Genomic DNA, 13,151 nt, shown 5'->3' on the forward strand with positions numbered 1-13,151 from the left:
ACGAGACGGCTGGAACCGGGTGAGTGCTGTTCGTGATCTCCGCACTACCGCTTCCTGCAAGCCCCTGCGCTGATGATTAATCGCCGCTGTCCGGGGTACGCACGGCTTACGCACCCCGCCGGGCGCGGACCCAAGTCGTGTCTCGCCGCCCGCCGACGCCGAGGTGCGTGGGTGACACTCGGCAACTGTGGGTGAGGGAGATGAAGACCAGAGGTCAATTGGTGGTAGCCGTCGGCGCGGGATTTCTCCTGGGGCGGAGGACCGCGAAGCTCGCGAGTTCCCCGGAAGTCGCCAAACTGATCGAGACCATTCGGGGAGACCTGATGAGCTCCGCGAAAGCCGCGGCGGTCACCGCGGTCAGCTCGCGTATCGATTCGCTGAGCAGCCGGCTCCAGTCGAGCGGCGAGAACCCGGTGGGCGGCGTGGGCCAGGTGGCCGACACCAAGCGGAGGTCGAGCGAGACCCGCGACAGCCACCCCGCCGAGCCGGAAGAGAGTGCAGGAGAGGAGCAGGCCGAGGAGACGGGCGTTACCGACGAAGACGGCACCGAACCGCCGCAACAGGAGGAACAGCCGAGGCGCCCTCCCCGCGTCAGACGGACCCGGGACGCAAGCACAGCCAAGGAAATTCGGGAGTGGGCCGTTCAGCAGGGACTCGAGATCTCCTCGCACGGCCGCATACCTGCGAACATCGAGCACGCTTTCCGCGACGCCCACTGACAATCGAGCGAGGATGCGGCGGTACCGGACGGTGATGGTCGACGGCAGGCGTCGGATCCTGTGTGGCCTTGGGTTCGATTGCTTGGGTTCGATGCTGTCACCCCGTCGTTCGGCTCGGCGCGAACGGGGTACACGCAGTCCATGCCGGATCAGCAGATACCGAATCCCCCCGACCACTCGAGGCCCACCCGAGCGCGTGACGAAGAGGTTGCCGCTGCCGGCAAGCTCTCCGAAGCCCTCGAGACCGTAGAACGTGCGCGTGGACGTCTGTACGACTTTCACCAATTGATCGGTCATGCCGATCTGATGCTCGATGAGGCCGTCCAGAAGTTGCGTGAGTCCGGTCGCGACGATATGGCGGAACAGGTGGAGAAGGAGCTGATCGGCCGCAACGTCCTCAACGGTCGGTGGACGTTCCAGATCGTCGAGGATTTCGACGACCACTACTGGTCCGCTTTTCGTGAATGTGAGGCGATCGTGCGCAGCGAACTGTGCGACGGACGCCGGCACGTGTTCGAATCCGAAATGAAGGAATCTCGTCGAACACATGGGCATCCCCGGCACGACGCGCGACCGTAGCCGCACCAATTGGTTGCGATGCGCAACGCAACCCTCGATCCCGGCGGTTCCAGTACCCCGCTGGGGGGTTCGATCCGGCGGGGTACCGGGCCACCGCGCCGGGCAGGCGCGGCGACATCATCAACGGTAACCGTGTCGTGGGCAGTTCCGGGTGCGAGCGGTCTTCACGCGGAACCACAGACCGGGCCGAAGATCAAGCACTGATCCAGATGCTGTCGAGCGTGCGGACGCGGTGATCATCGTTACTCGTCACCGTTATCGCCTCGCCGCCTGCCCGCCACCTCCATCGGCGTACCCGACTCCACCTCGAGATGTATCGACCGGTCGGACTCGAGTGCGGCTATCCGCTCCTTCAGCTTTCGATTCTCGAGTTCGAGGTCGCTGCTCTTGCCGGTCAGCCAGGGATCGTTCTCCCACCAGTTGATCCCGACCTCCTTCGCCGTCTCCAGCGAGGCGATGACCAACCGCACCTTGATCGTCAGCAGTTCGATGTCGACGAGGTTGACCTGAATGTCCCCGGCGATCACCAGGCCCTTGTCGAGTACCCGCTCGAGGATTTCCCCGAGATTCGTCGACTGGTGCCCGCCGCCCATGCCACCGGCGGGGCTCTGCGGGAGACGCCCGGAGTCGCCACTGGACAAGGTCATGACTGCCCGCCCGTGCTGTCGCAGGCGCCGCGGCCGTAGCGCCGGGTTCTGTGGTAGGCCAACAACTCTCCATCCATATCCAACACCACTTCGTACAGGGCGAGCAGGTCGGTCGAGGACGGGATGCGCCGATCCTCGACCACTTCCACTTCCACGGTCCACCCGTCGTCGGTCGGCATCACCGACGTCGCACCGAGCGACTTCTTACCCGTCATCTGCGTGATGTCCCGCACCGCGACCTCGGCGATGTCCTCCGCCGGCAGGGGCGGTGGCTGCTCCTGCGCCATGACCTGCTCACTCCTTCTCCCGAGTGGTGGCCGCGCCCGTCTGGTCATCCGGTGGCGAGGTCACGCCACGCACCCGCGCCCGCGCGAGGTGTCGGCGTGACGATCAACGACACCTGCCCATCGCCTCAGCCCTCCGGCGTCGGGGACAGCACGAAGTCGTAGGCGGCGAGCGGTCCGAGCAGCCGCATCTCGACCCGGCCGTCCCACTGCTCCGCCAACGCTCCCACCGCCTGCTCGAGCTCGTCCTGCCGGGCAACCTCGACCAGGACCGCCACCTGGGCGGCATCCTCCTCGTGGGTGGGTTCGCGGACGTTGACCGAGTCGGCCAGCGAGTCGAGGGCCTCGACCACCGTGGCCGTATCTTCCTCCCGCTTCGCGACGATGGCGTTGGCCACGATCTCGCCGAGGGCCATCCGGGCGTCGCGGGTGGCGGCCTCCGGCTGGTCCCGGATCGTGTCGCGCAGGGCGCTGGCCCGCTCGTTCTCGCCGATCACCTCCCACAGGATGGCGTGTTCGACGTAGCGGCCCTTCACCACGTATTGGGCCTTACCCTCGAGTTCCTCCATGGCGGCGGCGAACTCGTCGGCGTGCGCGGTGAGCAGTTCGTCCTTCACCGCGTCGGTGTCGGTCAGGACCGCCCCGAACCGCAGCGGCAGTACCGGTGCCACCCGCGCAACACCGTCCAGCAGGTGGGCGTGGGCCTGGAGGTCCGCGGGTTTACCGATCGGCCGGTCCACCGAAATTTCACTGACCAGCGCCGCGATGTCGCCGTGTTTGATGGTGCTCACCCGCGAGTCGTCGACGCCGACCGCGTCGTCCTCGGTCTCCACATCCGCGGGCACGATGCCGTAGACGTAGACGCCGGTGGTACGCGGCTCTTCGGACGCATCGGCAGCCTGATCCGACGCATCGGCCTGCTTCGACGTGGACATCACTTGTCCCCTCTGCTGGATTTACGTGACACCCGCTCGCGCTCGGGCTCCTCTTCTCCGCCGCCGAGGAGGTCACCGAGTTTGTCGCCGGCAGCCTCGAGCGCGCCCTTGGTCTTCGACTTGGCACCGCCCTCAGTGGCGCCGCCCACCAGGTCGGACAGGCCCTTGGGTTCGCTGCCGATCTCGAGCCGATTCACCGCCTCCGCGAACCGCAGATACGTGTCGACACTGGCCACGACGATGCGGGCGTCGATCGTCAACAGTTCGATCCCGACCAGCGAGACCCGCACGTACGCGTCGATGACCAGACCCTTGTCCAGGATGGTGTCGATGACGTCGGCGAGGCTGCTCGAGCTGGGCCCACCGGTGGTCATCGGCGAGCTCCTCGCCTCGAGGCGGCGGACTTGGTGGCCGCGGTCTTGCGTGGACGGCCACGGCGTGCCGGTGCAGTGTCTTCACCCGACGCCGCGGTCTTGCGTGGGCGGCCACGGCGTTTCGGCGGTTCACTCGCGGCCGCGGTCTTGCGCGGACGGCCGCGGCGTGCCGGCGCGGGCGCCTCGTCCTCCTCGGCCTCCTCGTCGACCGCTTCCTCACCCTCGTCCTCGTCAGCCTCGTCTTCCTCTGCCTCGGGCTCCTCGTCCTCGGCCTCGTCTGTTTCCTCCGGCTCCTCGTACTCGTCCTCTGCCTCGGGCTCCTCGTACTCGTCCTCTGCCTCGGGCTCCTCGCCCTCGTCCTCTTCGCCCTCGTCCGGCTGGCTTTCGGCCTGTTCGTCTTCCGTTTCCGCCTCGTCCTCTTCGGGCTCGACCACCTGACCGTCCCGGATCTCTCCGCGCCAGCCCTCGACGTCGTCGGGATGGAGGATCGACTGCGTCATGACGTGGCGTGCAAAGTGTTTCAATTCCAGCCGTGCTCGGCGTCCCTGCGCACGCCAGAGGTTTCCCGTCTTCTCGAACAACCCCTTCGGGTGATACTCGAGAATCAGAACGATGCGGGTGAGATCCGGGGTCACCTCGTGGAACGTCACCGCACCGTCGATGAACCCCTTGGCGCCCTTCGAGCGCCACACGATCCGCTCGTCGGGAACCTGCTCGAGGATCGTCGCTTCCCAGGTTCGGTGCGACAGGAAGATCTGCGCCTTCCACTCGAGCTTTTCGTCCGATTCCTGCTCGACCCGTTCGACCTTCTTCATGAACGACGGAAAGTCGGCGAATTGGGTCCATTGGTTGTAGGCCAGCTGAACCGGGACCCCGACATCGATCGTTTCGACGATGTTGGTCAACTTCAGCTTCTTGCCTTTTCCGCTACCGCCACCACCACCGCCGGTGACCGCGTCCTTGAGGTCGGACGCCTTGTCCTTGACCGTCTGCTTGGCGCCCTCCCACCAGCCGCCACCGGTGTCGGACTCGTCCGGTGACTCATCGTCATCCGACTCAACGTCATCCGTTTTCTCGGAACCGGTGAGGGCGGCGAGCAGCCCTCCTTCGCCGCCGTTCTCGGCGTACTCGGTGAGCCGCCCGGAGGTGTTCGCCACCTTGTCCGAGACCGAGGACAGTGCCTTCTCGGCGACCGTGCCGACCAGTCTCTGCATTGCTTCCTGCAGCACGCTCGACGCGCCGTTGCCGTCTCCCGGTGCGGCCTCTTGTAGTTTCTTCGCGGCGCTCGTCATCGCCATCACCTCCGTGCCCGTCGGACGGGCGCGGAGTCCGTGGTGGCCTTGGCCCGTGTCCTGCGTTTGCGGGCCGGAGCCTCTTCGTCGTCTTCGTCTGACTTCGCGGTTGACTTCGCGGTCCGCGACCTGCTCGCGGTGGGCCGGGTGCTGCCGGAGTTCGAGGCCCGGCGGCGCGGCGTGGGCCGCTTACGTGGGGCCGGTTCCTCGTCGGCCTCGTCTTCGTCCGGCTCCTCGGCCCCTGCCTCGTCCTCGGCCCCTGCCTCGTCCTCGGCCGCTGCCTCGTCTTCCTCGGCGGCGGAGTTGTCCTCCGGCTGTTCGTCGGTACCGGGCTGCTCGTCGTCCCGCGAGCGAGTGCGCTTCTTGCGACCGAATCTGCTCACCTTGGTGACATCGGTGACGTTGTCCGTGGCATCGCCGACGGTGCCCGTGATCTCCTGGCCGCCCGATTGCAGCCGGTTGCTCAGCGAGTCGATGCGCTGGCTGGCAGCGGTGACCGCTGCCGCCTTCGCCGCGCTGACTAGTTCACTCCGGACCGTGTCGCCGAGTTTGGCGACCTCCGGGGAATTCGAGAGCATCTTGGTGCCGAGGGTGAGCAGCTCCCGCGGCCCGCCGGGGAAGCGCCCGGCCGTCCCGGCCCCGGCGAGCATCAGTGCCAGCTTCATCCGGCGGGTGCGCCCCAGCAGATAGCCCGCACCGATCGCGGCCGCCATCTGAGTCTTGTTGTTCATCGTGGAACCCCTTTTTTGCCGAGTGGTCACTTAGCACCTCTCGCCAACCTCGGAGATGTGCCGCAGGACCGTTTCGGAGATGTGCCGCAAGACCGTGCGCGGTAGGGGTGCGCGTTTTTTGACTACCCCAACCCGGGAATACTCAATCACCATGCCGGTCGGCGACGAAGACACCCTGTTTCCCTGTCATGCGCGTAGCGATCGGCCGAACCTGAGACTGACTCGCACGGCACTGCCTCTCGGATATGTTGCCGTGCAGGCATTGAGCACTGTGCGGTCGTCGTGTGCCGCCTGCTCACGAAATCGGTACTGCCCGCCCGTCGATCAGGTCAGCCTGCGGCGGCCCGCACCGCCGCGACGATCGCCATGACAAGCAGGGCCAGCAGCAGGACCACGAGCAGTACCGGCCCGAGGAGGAGTCCGAGGGTCAGGAGGAGGAGCAGGGCGATCTTGGCTTTGGTGCTCAATCCGGAGGCCAGCCCTTTGATCGCCGCCCACACCGGATTCTTGCCCGTCAGGGCGGCCCGAACGCCCTCGAGTCCGGCTTGCATGCCCACCCCGCCGTGCGCGACCTCGTCGACGAGGGTTTTGATCCACTCCTGGATCTTTTGTTGGATTTTGTCCGTCAGCATGGCGCCGCGGTCTCGCGCCGCCTCCAGCAGCCGGTGAAGGTGGGTTTTGAGCCATTCGATGGCGGCCTCGACCGACCGCGACACCAGGCCCGGGGTGGTGTCGGCGGACCCGCCGCGGTCGGTGTCCTTCGCTGACGAGTCCGGTCGGCTTGTGCGAGTCGGTGCGGTGGACCGCGGGTGCGCGGACGTGCGCGGCCCCTCACCTCGGGGATGTGTGCGGGCCGCCGGCTTCGCGGTGGTGGCCCGCGCCGGCGCACGCCCGGAGGACTCCTCGCCGTCGGCGCGCCGCCGACGGGGTGTGCCCGAGGCCGACGCGGCGGCGGTGTCCGTTCGCTTCGGTCGTGGCGTCGGCTCCGCCCTCCGTGGGCTGCTGCGCCGCGAGGTGGCTCTGGTCGAGGTCGCGGCGGCCGGACGCCTGCGCGGCAGCCGCCCCGCCTCGGTTGTGGCGGTCGCCGCGAACCTTTTCGCCGCCGTGGATGCTCGGGCCTTCGGCTTGGTTTCGGCGGCCGTAGCCAGGCTGCCGGCGCCCGTGTTCTTGCCCGTGCCGACCGCGCCGCGACGGCGCGATGTGACCGGCGTCCGGCCGTCCGTTCTCGCTCGTGCACCCATACATCGCAAGTACCCCCGGGTCGATCCGCGGAAACCGGATTCAGCGCCGAACACTGCACCGACGCGACACCACCGTCGCTATTCGACCACTGGATCAGGAACTGCTCTCGGCTGAGACGGGCTCCGAGTCCCGGACCGTTGGGATGACCGAGTGACCGGTGTGGAACGTCAACCGAAATCCTTTGCGGGAGCACCATCCCACAGCAATTCGGTGACGTCGTGGAAGCAGACGAGCGTGACGGGGTCGTCGTGACGCTCGAGCACCGACTCGCTGACGAATGCGCGAACGGTCGAGCCGTCTCGATGCGTCAACGCGACGAGTTTCCCGGCGCTCTCCCGTAGCTCGGCCACGGCCGACGGGCCCGGGGACGCCGTCTGCATCAGATCACCGATCAAGTGGTTACCGACCTCGTTCGGTGGATAATCGAGCATCCGCTCGAACGCCCGGTTCGAGTACACGACGACACCGTCGTGTTGCACCGCGAGGACGGGCACCGGCAACCGCTCGAGCAACACGAGAGCGGGTAACCGCTCGAGGTAACCCAGCGCGGTGTCCGGGTCCGGGCGTCGTCTCTCGTCCATATGTCGATCATCAACCTTCGTCGTCTTCCTTACAACGACCGGCGGCACCACCGCACAATAACGGACCTGACATTCGAAGCCGAGCAGTGCGCAATCGTGGCCGGTTCTCAACTACGTTCGGTAATCCGCTGCGCGATAACACTCAACCGGGTATTAGTCTCCTGGGAGAGTCTGCTGAGCAGCTCGAACGCACGGATCGCGTCGATGTCGAATCGCTCCATCAGCATTCCCTTCGCCTGCCCGATGACGTCACGTGAGGCTACCGCTGATCGCAGCTGCTCTTCGGTCCGCGCGGCGGTCAGCGCCAACGCGGCATGGGCTGCGAGCACCTCGCCCGCTACTTCCTCGTCAGGACCGAACGCGCTCGGAGTGAACGCAAACAGGTTGAGAGCTCCCATCTTTCCTTCCGAGGTATACAGCTGAAAGGACATCGAACTGAGAATCCCCACATCGACGGCGGCCGCAGCGAACTGCGGCCACCGCGGTTCCGAGCGAAAGTCCTCGCTTCGCACCACGAGGTTGTTGAGCGCCGCCGCCACGCACGGTCCTTGCCCGAGTTGCTGCTGAGCGTGGTCGAGCTTTCGGAGCAGCTCGGATGTCGGCGCAACGGTCTCGAATTTCTTGCCACCGGAGATGAGCAGAATGCCCGCGCACGTTTCGTGCGGCATCAGCTCGACCACTGCGGCGGTGACAGCGCGCAGGCGTTCGTCAAGGGTGCGCGGTGCGGAGAGACTGCGAGCCAGATCGGCCATGGTGCGACTGAGGTCCCCGGCGCTGGAATCGCTCATAACCGCTCCTCGGTTCGATCGAAAAGGATGACTGCAGGTAGCCACCCACACCACCATAAGCACCCCGTCTCCTGGGCCGAACCGGAAATGCAGGTTCTTTCCATTGGCGGGGAGTGCGGCGCTGTTTCGCTGAAGGGAACGGCACGTCTTTTCGCGGTGATCGGGGTGAAGCAGCATCGGTGCGCGTAACGCCGTGGCACCCGTTCCGCTGTCGCCGTGTCAGCGGTGCGCGTGGTGGTATGCGGTGGTGGCACAGCCCGGGCACAAGGTGAGTTCAGTGAAAGCCCAGCCGTTGATCTGTGCCGCTCCGGCCGCCGCAGTCCGATCTCCGGTACCGGTGCGGAATCCGTGATCGCACCGATCGCAGCGCGCTTCCCACACCCCGTCATCCGCGCAAATCATCACCGATTGCCCCTCCCTCGTCGAGCGAGCTCGATGCGGGAAGACCCTCAGTCCGCGCTCGCTGCACATGGAAGCCGAATACCCTTCACCGAGAAGGATAATCACCGAATCGACGCCCCCCGTCGGTCCACCCAGGACGGCCGTCTGGTCACCCGGAGGACGGTCCGTTGCTCACAGCCTCCCGGCTCGTGGCGCGGTCGTGGCGGTGTTACGGGAGAGCACGAACCCGAGCGCAACCATGGCGACACCGAGTACGAAATGCAGCCAGTTGTCGGCGCTGTTGACGGGCACGAAGTTCACAGCACTGTTCTGGTCGATGAGCAGGCCATAGATCCACAGGACGAGGTAGATGACTCCGCCGCCGACGAGGAACAGCTTCGCCGTGTCCGCTCGACGGGACAGCGCGATACCGGCAACACCGAACAACAGGTGCACGATGTTGTGCAGGATCGACACCTCGAACACGCCGAGCAGCTTGGCTTCGGAGTGGTGGCCGGCGAAGGTGAGCATGTCGTAGTCGGTGGTGACACCCGGAATGAAGCCGAGGACTCCTACCAGGAGAAAGACCGCACCGACGATCAGGGCGGCAAGTTGGAGTGGTGAACGCGTCATTGATGACGCGGCCGGTCGAGTCATGGGAGTGCCTTTCTCGGAGGGTAGGGACTCGAATATCTGTTCCCGAGTGGTACCCCTGCACCCCACCGTGAAACAGTGACGGGAACAGCGGGCCGTGTTAGCGAACGGCGCGGTTGGGTACAGCGTAAGTACGACGTCACCGTGCCCGCGATCAGTTGCGATGGACGACGTGCACGTCCCGGCCAACTGTGAGGTACTCATGTCCACTGATGCGATCGTGCTCCTGAAGAACGACCACAAGGAGATCCGGAAACTGTTCCGTGACTTCCGCGGTGCCGGGCCGAACGCCCGCGTGGAGAAAGGTCGCATCGTCGACGACATCATCGAAGCCCTCACGGTGCACACCTACATCGAGAACGAGGGCATGTACCCGGAGGTGCGCGATCTCGCCCCCGACCTCGAGGACGACATCCTCGAATCCTACGAAGAGCATCACGTCGCGGACGTGCTGGTCGTCGAGCTGGCCGCCATGAAGCCCGACGACGAGCGGTTCGACGCGAAGACCACCGTCCTGATCGAGAACGTCGAACACCACATCGAAGAAGAAGAGCAGGAATGGTTCCCCAAGGTGCGAGAAGCGCTGGGACGTAAACAACTTCGGGAGATGGGTGCGCGGATGCTGGAGCTCAGAGACAAGGCACCGAGGTCTCCCGCCCGGCCGTCGGCCCTGAAGAAGACGGTCGACGCGGTGATCAAATAGCGGCGAGCGTGTCAGGGGCGGCACGGTGAATCCGACCGGACGCGCTGTGGGTGCAGCGAGGACCGTGTTCGTCCGGGGGCCGTTTCAGGTGGCCGCCGCGTTGCGGGGCGGCGTCCGGGTCTTCCATCCGCGTGGCCTGGTAGGTACCGGGCACGTCGAACTCGACTCCCCCTGGTGGACGCTGAAGACCGGAACACCGATCGACGTGGTGGCGAGACTGTCCGGGGGAGTGGGAACTCCGACAGGAGTACCGGACGTGCTCGGGCTCGCGTTGAAGATCCCGCTCGACCCGCCTGATACCGAGTGGGATCTTCTGCTGGCCAGCTCGGGCACCTCGGTGGTGACTCGGATTCTCCCGCTCCCTGCACGGGCGTGGAGCAGTGCCCGGTACAGCAGTCTGATGCCCTATTCGTCGAACGGAACGGACACCCGATGGGTCCTGGCCGCCCCGGTGGGACCGCATCCGGCGACGACCTCACTGGACGCGTTGAGGCAGGCCCTCACCGACGCGCCGCTGAGGTTCCGTCTGGACCTCGTCTCGGCGACCGGGCCGGCCGTTGCCGGTGGGCATGTCGAACTGACACGGGTGCAGGAACTGCCGGACGACGACCAACCCACCTTCGACCCGGTACTCCACTGTCCACCGGGGTTGGCGCTGCGCCCCGCCTGGCTCGCCGGGGTGCGGGTCGGCGCGTATCGGGGAAGTCGCCACGGACGCGGCGACCCGTCCCCGTAGAACCCGCCGGTCTGCGATCTCTCCGCCTCGTGCGTTGTGCCGTGACTCGTTGTCTCCCACACTCGTTGGCAGCCCCGTCGGCTGTGGACTCAACCGGGGAGCCTAGCCGTCGTCGCGTCCGGACACGACGATGACCTGACTATCGAAGTACCCTAGGGCGAGCGAGAGTAACCCGCATCACCGCAATTGCTTTCGTCTCGAACGAGAGTCGGGCGACGAGGGCCTCGACACCATCGGCGGCGTCGAGACCCTCGTCCAGACAATTCACTTCACACGGTCACGTCATACCTGGCGCTCCCAGACGCGGTGGGACTTCATCAGCGCAGTGAGGCCGTCGAACAGTGCGGAAGCGTCGTCGGCGATCACGATGCCCGGGGCCTCGGCCGAAATTCCGGCCGCTTCGAGGAGGCCGCGACCGGCGGCCCATCCCCCGATCGCCTTGCAGTGCCGGAACGCTTCGGTCAGCAACACCTGCACCCGCGGGTCCGACGCCGGCGCCGCAACGAGGATGGCGTCGAACTCCACCGATCGCATCGTGAGGAACGTCCGGGACACCGGGACGGCGCCCTTGCCCGACCCCAATTTGCCACCGTGCGGTCCGATGACGAGCGGCACCATACCGTTCTTGCCGATCATCTCGACCGCGTCGGCCACCTCGGACAGATCCGACTCGTCGTCGGCGACGATGCCGATGATCCGGCCGTCCAGCGGCCACTCGGCACCGACCTGTGACAGCGCGGGACTGGGCGTCGGAGCCGCGTCGTAGGCGACGGTCGGCGCGGGCGCCGGGAGTCCGAGACCCGCGGCCACCTGTTCACACAGTTCGGGATCGATGTTCGCGACGACCTCGAGGGCGCGCTCCTTGATCACCTGCTCATAGCACTTGCCCAGCTCGAACGTATAGGCCTCCGCGACGTGCGCCTGCTCGACCGGGCTGAGGCTGGCGTAGAACAGTCTTGCCTGCGAGAAGTGGTCGTCGAAACTCGCGGGGGCGGCGCGCAGTTTCGTCGACTCCGGCATCGGCACCGGCACCTCGACGAACGCCGTGTCCGCTCCGGCCAGGAACGGGCAACCTGCGTCGAGCGAATTCGGCCGATACGGCGCGACACCCGGATGGACTCCCGTCTGGTGCATACCGTCGCGCAGCATGTCGTTGACGTCGGCCTGGGGCCGATTGATCGGTATCTGCCCGAAGTTGGGCCCGCCGAGCCGGCTGATCTGGGTGTCGAGGTAGGAGAACAACCGCGCCTGCAGTAGCGGGTCGTCGGTGACGTCGATCCCTGGTACGAGGTGCCCGGGGTGGAACGCCACCTGCTCGGTCTCGGCGAAGAAGTTCGTCGGATTCGCGTCGAGCGTCATCAGCCCGATCGGCTGCACGGGGGCCAGTTCCTCGGGCACCATCTTGGTCGGGTCGAGCAGGTCGATGCCCTCGAACGTCTGGTCCGGGGTGTCCGGGAACGCCTGGATGCTCAGCTCCCATTCCGGGTACGCGCCGGACTCGATCGCGTCGGCGAGGTCGCGGCGGTGATAGTCGGGGTCCATGCCGTTGACGATCTGAGCTTCTTCCCACACCAGCGAGTGCACACCGAGTTTCGGCTTCCAGTGGAACTTCACGAGCGAACTCTCGCCCGCCGCGTTCACCATCCGAAAGGTGTTGACGCCGAAGCCTTCCATCATCCGATACGACCGCGGGATACCGCGATCGGACATGTTCCACAACGTGTGCGCGGTAGCTTCCGTGTGCAGGGACACGAAGTCCCAGAAGGTGTCGTGCGCGCTCTGCGCCTGCGGAATCTCGCGATCCGGATGCGGCTTGGCAGCATGGACGACGTCGGGAAACTTGATGCCGTCCTGAATGAAGAAGACCGGAATGTTGTTTCCCACCAAATCGAAAGTGCCTTCGCCGGTGTAGAACTTGGTCGCGAACCCTCGGGTGTCGCGGACGGCGTCGGCCGATCCTCGGGAGCCGAGGACGGTGGAGAACCGGACGAAGACCGGCGTCTCGACGTCCTTGCCGAGGAACGCCGCCTTGCTGATCGGGTCGGCGGAACCGTATCCGCGGAAGACGCCGTGGGCAGCCGCGCCGCGCGCGTGTACCACCCGCTCCGGGATCCGCTCGTGATCGAAGTGCGTGATCTTCTCACGGAGATGGTGGTCCTGGAGCAGGGTCGGTCCCCGGGTTCCCGCCTTGAGCGAGTGGTCGGTGTCGTACAGCCGCGCGCCCTGCGACGTGGTGAGGTGCTCACCTTGCTGGCCACGGGCAGTGTCCGGGCCTTCGACGGGTTGCCCGGTCGCGCTCCCCAGCGCGGGAGCCCGCTGATCCGGCTTCGGGGGCAACGGCTCGGTGGGTTCCGTGGGCTCGGCGAGCGTCGGGGTACCGGAACCGGGAGTTCCGGGGATGGGCGGGTTCTTTTTGGGCACGGCGTAGCTCCTCGCTGAAAATCCGTGGGATCGGCGCCGCATCGTGGCTGTACGGGCCGTTCTTCTCGGAGTGCCCAAACGTTC

At 66.2% G+C, this 13,151-nt stretch carries 15 protein-coding genes; 4 read left to right on the forward strand and 11 right to left on the reverse strand.

Annotated features, from left to right (window positions below; genetic code table 11):
* Nucleotides 1–200: 200 nt before the first annotated feature.
* Entirely contained in the window at nucleotides 201–719 is a 519-nt protein-coding gene (locus PSR88_RS17340) for a histone-like nucleoid-structuring protein Lsr2 (protein WP_011596044.1), read from the forward strand.
* Between the two features lie 141 nt (nucleotides 720–860).
* Nucleotides 861–1,298, forward strand: a complete 438-nt coding sequence (locus tag PSR88_RS17345) for a hypothetical protein (RefSeq protein WP_016881864.1) — start codon at nucleotides 861–863, stop codon at nucleotides 1,296–1,298.
* A gap of 242 nt (nucleotides 1,299–1,540) precedes the next feature.
* Here the strand turns inward: PSR88_RS17345 and gvpJ (PSR88_RS17350) are convergent, their stop codons facing one another.
* The 10 genes from gvpJ (PSR88_RS17350) to PSR88_RS17395 form a co-directional block, all read right to left on the reverse strand.
* The gene (gene gvpJ / locus PSR88_RS17350) at nucleotides 1,541–1,945 is read right to left on the reverse strand and encodes a gas vesicle protein GvpJ (protein ID WP_011596046.1); all 405 of its coding nucleotides are present in this window, start codon (nucleotides 1,943–1,945) and stop codon (nucleotides 1,541–1,543) included.
* Nucleotides 1,942–2,232 carry a gas vesicle protein gene (locus PSR88_RS17355; protein WP_016881863.1) on the reverse strand — a complete coding sequence of 97 codons (291 nt, stop codon included), beginning with the start codon at nucleotides 2,230–2,232 and terminating at the stop codon, nucleotides 1,942–1,944. Before PSR88_RS17355 ends, gvpJ (PSR88_RS17350) begins: the two co-directional genes overlap by 4 nt.
* 125 nt (nucleotides 2,233–2,357) lie before the next feature.
* Entirely contained in the window at nucleotides 2,358–3,164 is an 807-nt protein-coding gene (locus tag PSR88_RS17360) for a GvpL/GvpF family gas vesicle protein (RefSeq protein WP_009480808.1), read from the reverse strand.
* Nucleotides 3,164–3,538: a gas vesicle protein GvpJ gene (gene gvpJ / locus PSR88_RS17365; RefSeq protein ID WP_011593952.1), complete on the reverse strand. Its 375-nt coding sequence runs from the start codon at nucleotides 3,536–3,538 to the stop codon at nucleotides 3,164–3,166. The genes PSR88_RS17360 and gvpJ (PSR88_RS17365) overlap by 1 nt, the downstream gene beginning before the upstream one ends.
* Entirely contained in the window at nucleotides 3,535–4,830 is a 1,296-nt protein-coding gene (locus tag PSR88_RS17370) for an SRPBCC family protein (RefSeq protein WP_342338304.1), read from the reverse strand. The genes gvpJ (PSR88_RS17365) and PSR88_RS17370 overlap by 4 nt, the downstream gene beginning before the upstream one ends.
* Nucleotides 4,831–4,835: 5 nt before the next feature.
* Entirely contained in the window at nucleotides 4,836–5,561 is a 726-nt protein-coding gene (locus tag PSR88_RS17375; RefSeq protein WP_342338305.1) for a hypothetical protein, read from the reverse strand.
* A 329-nt stretch (nucleotides 5,562–5,890) separates the two neighbouring features.
* Nucleotides 5,891–6,802: a hypothetical protein gene (locus PSR88_RS17380; protein WP_237724215.1), complete on the reverse strand. Its 912-nt coding sequence runs from the start codon at nucleotides 6,800–6,802 to the stop codon at nucleotides 5,891–5,893.
* Nucleotides 6,803–6,970: 168 nt separating this feature from the next.
* Nucleotides 6,971–7,384, reverse strand: coding sequence for a PAS domain-containing protein (locus PSR88_RS17385; RefSeq protein ID WP_011596051.1), 414 nt, complete (start codon nucleotides 7,382–7,384; stop codon nucleotides 6,971–6,973).
* A 107-nt stretch (nucleotides 7,385–7,491) separates the two neighbouring features.
* Nucleotides 7,492–8,172 (reverse strand): GAF and ANTAR domain-containing protein, encoded by a 681-nt coding sequence (locus PSR88_RS17390; protein WP_029539776.1) that lies wholly within the window; start codon nucleotides 8,170–8,172, stop codon nucleotides 7,492–7,494.
* Nucleotides 8,173–8,745: 573 nt separating this feature from the next.
* The gene (locus PSR88_RS17395; RefSeq protein ID WP_016884870.1) at nucleotides 8,746–9,186 is read right to left on the reverse strand and encodes a DUF4383 domain-containing protein; all 441 of its coding nucleotides are present in this window, start codon (nucleotides 9,184–9,186) and stop codon (nucleotides 8,746–8,748) included.
* Between the two features lie 223 nt (nucleotides 9,187–9,409).
* Here PSR88_RS17395 and PSR88_RS17400 point away from each other — a divergent pair, with 223 nt between their 5' ends.
* Nucleotides 9,410–9,910, forward strand: coding sequence for a hemerythrin domain-containing protein (locus PSR88_RS17400; protein ID WP_029539774.1), 501 nt, complete (start codon nucleotides 9,410–9,412; stop codon nucleotides 9,908–9,910).
* 64 nt (nucleotides 9,911–9,974) lie between these two features.
* Nucleotides 9,975–10,646, forward strand: a complete 672-nt coding sequence (locus PSR88_RS17405) for a hypothetical protein (RefSeq protein ID WP_016884868.1) — start codon at nucleotides 9,975–9,977, stop codon at nucleotides 10,644–10,646.
* A 282-nt stretch (nucleotides 10,647–10,928) separates the two neighbouring features.
* Here the strand turns inward: PSR88_RS17405 and PSR88_RS17410 are convergent, their stop codons facing one another.
* Nucleotides 10,929–13,109 (reverse strand): catalase, encoded by a 2,181-nt coding sequence (locus tag PSR88_RS17410; RefSeq protein ID WP_016884867.1) that lies wholly within the window; start codon nucleotides 13,107–13,109, stop codon nucleotides 10,929–10,931.
* Nucleotides 13,110–13,151 lie beyond the last annotated feature (42 nt).

The sequence above is a fragment of the Rhodococcus sp. DK176 genome, assembly GCF_038447315.2.
Lineage (GTDB): Bacteria > Actinomycetota > Actinomycetes > Mycobacteriales > Mycobacteriaceae > Rhodococcus_F > Rhodococcus_F jostii_A.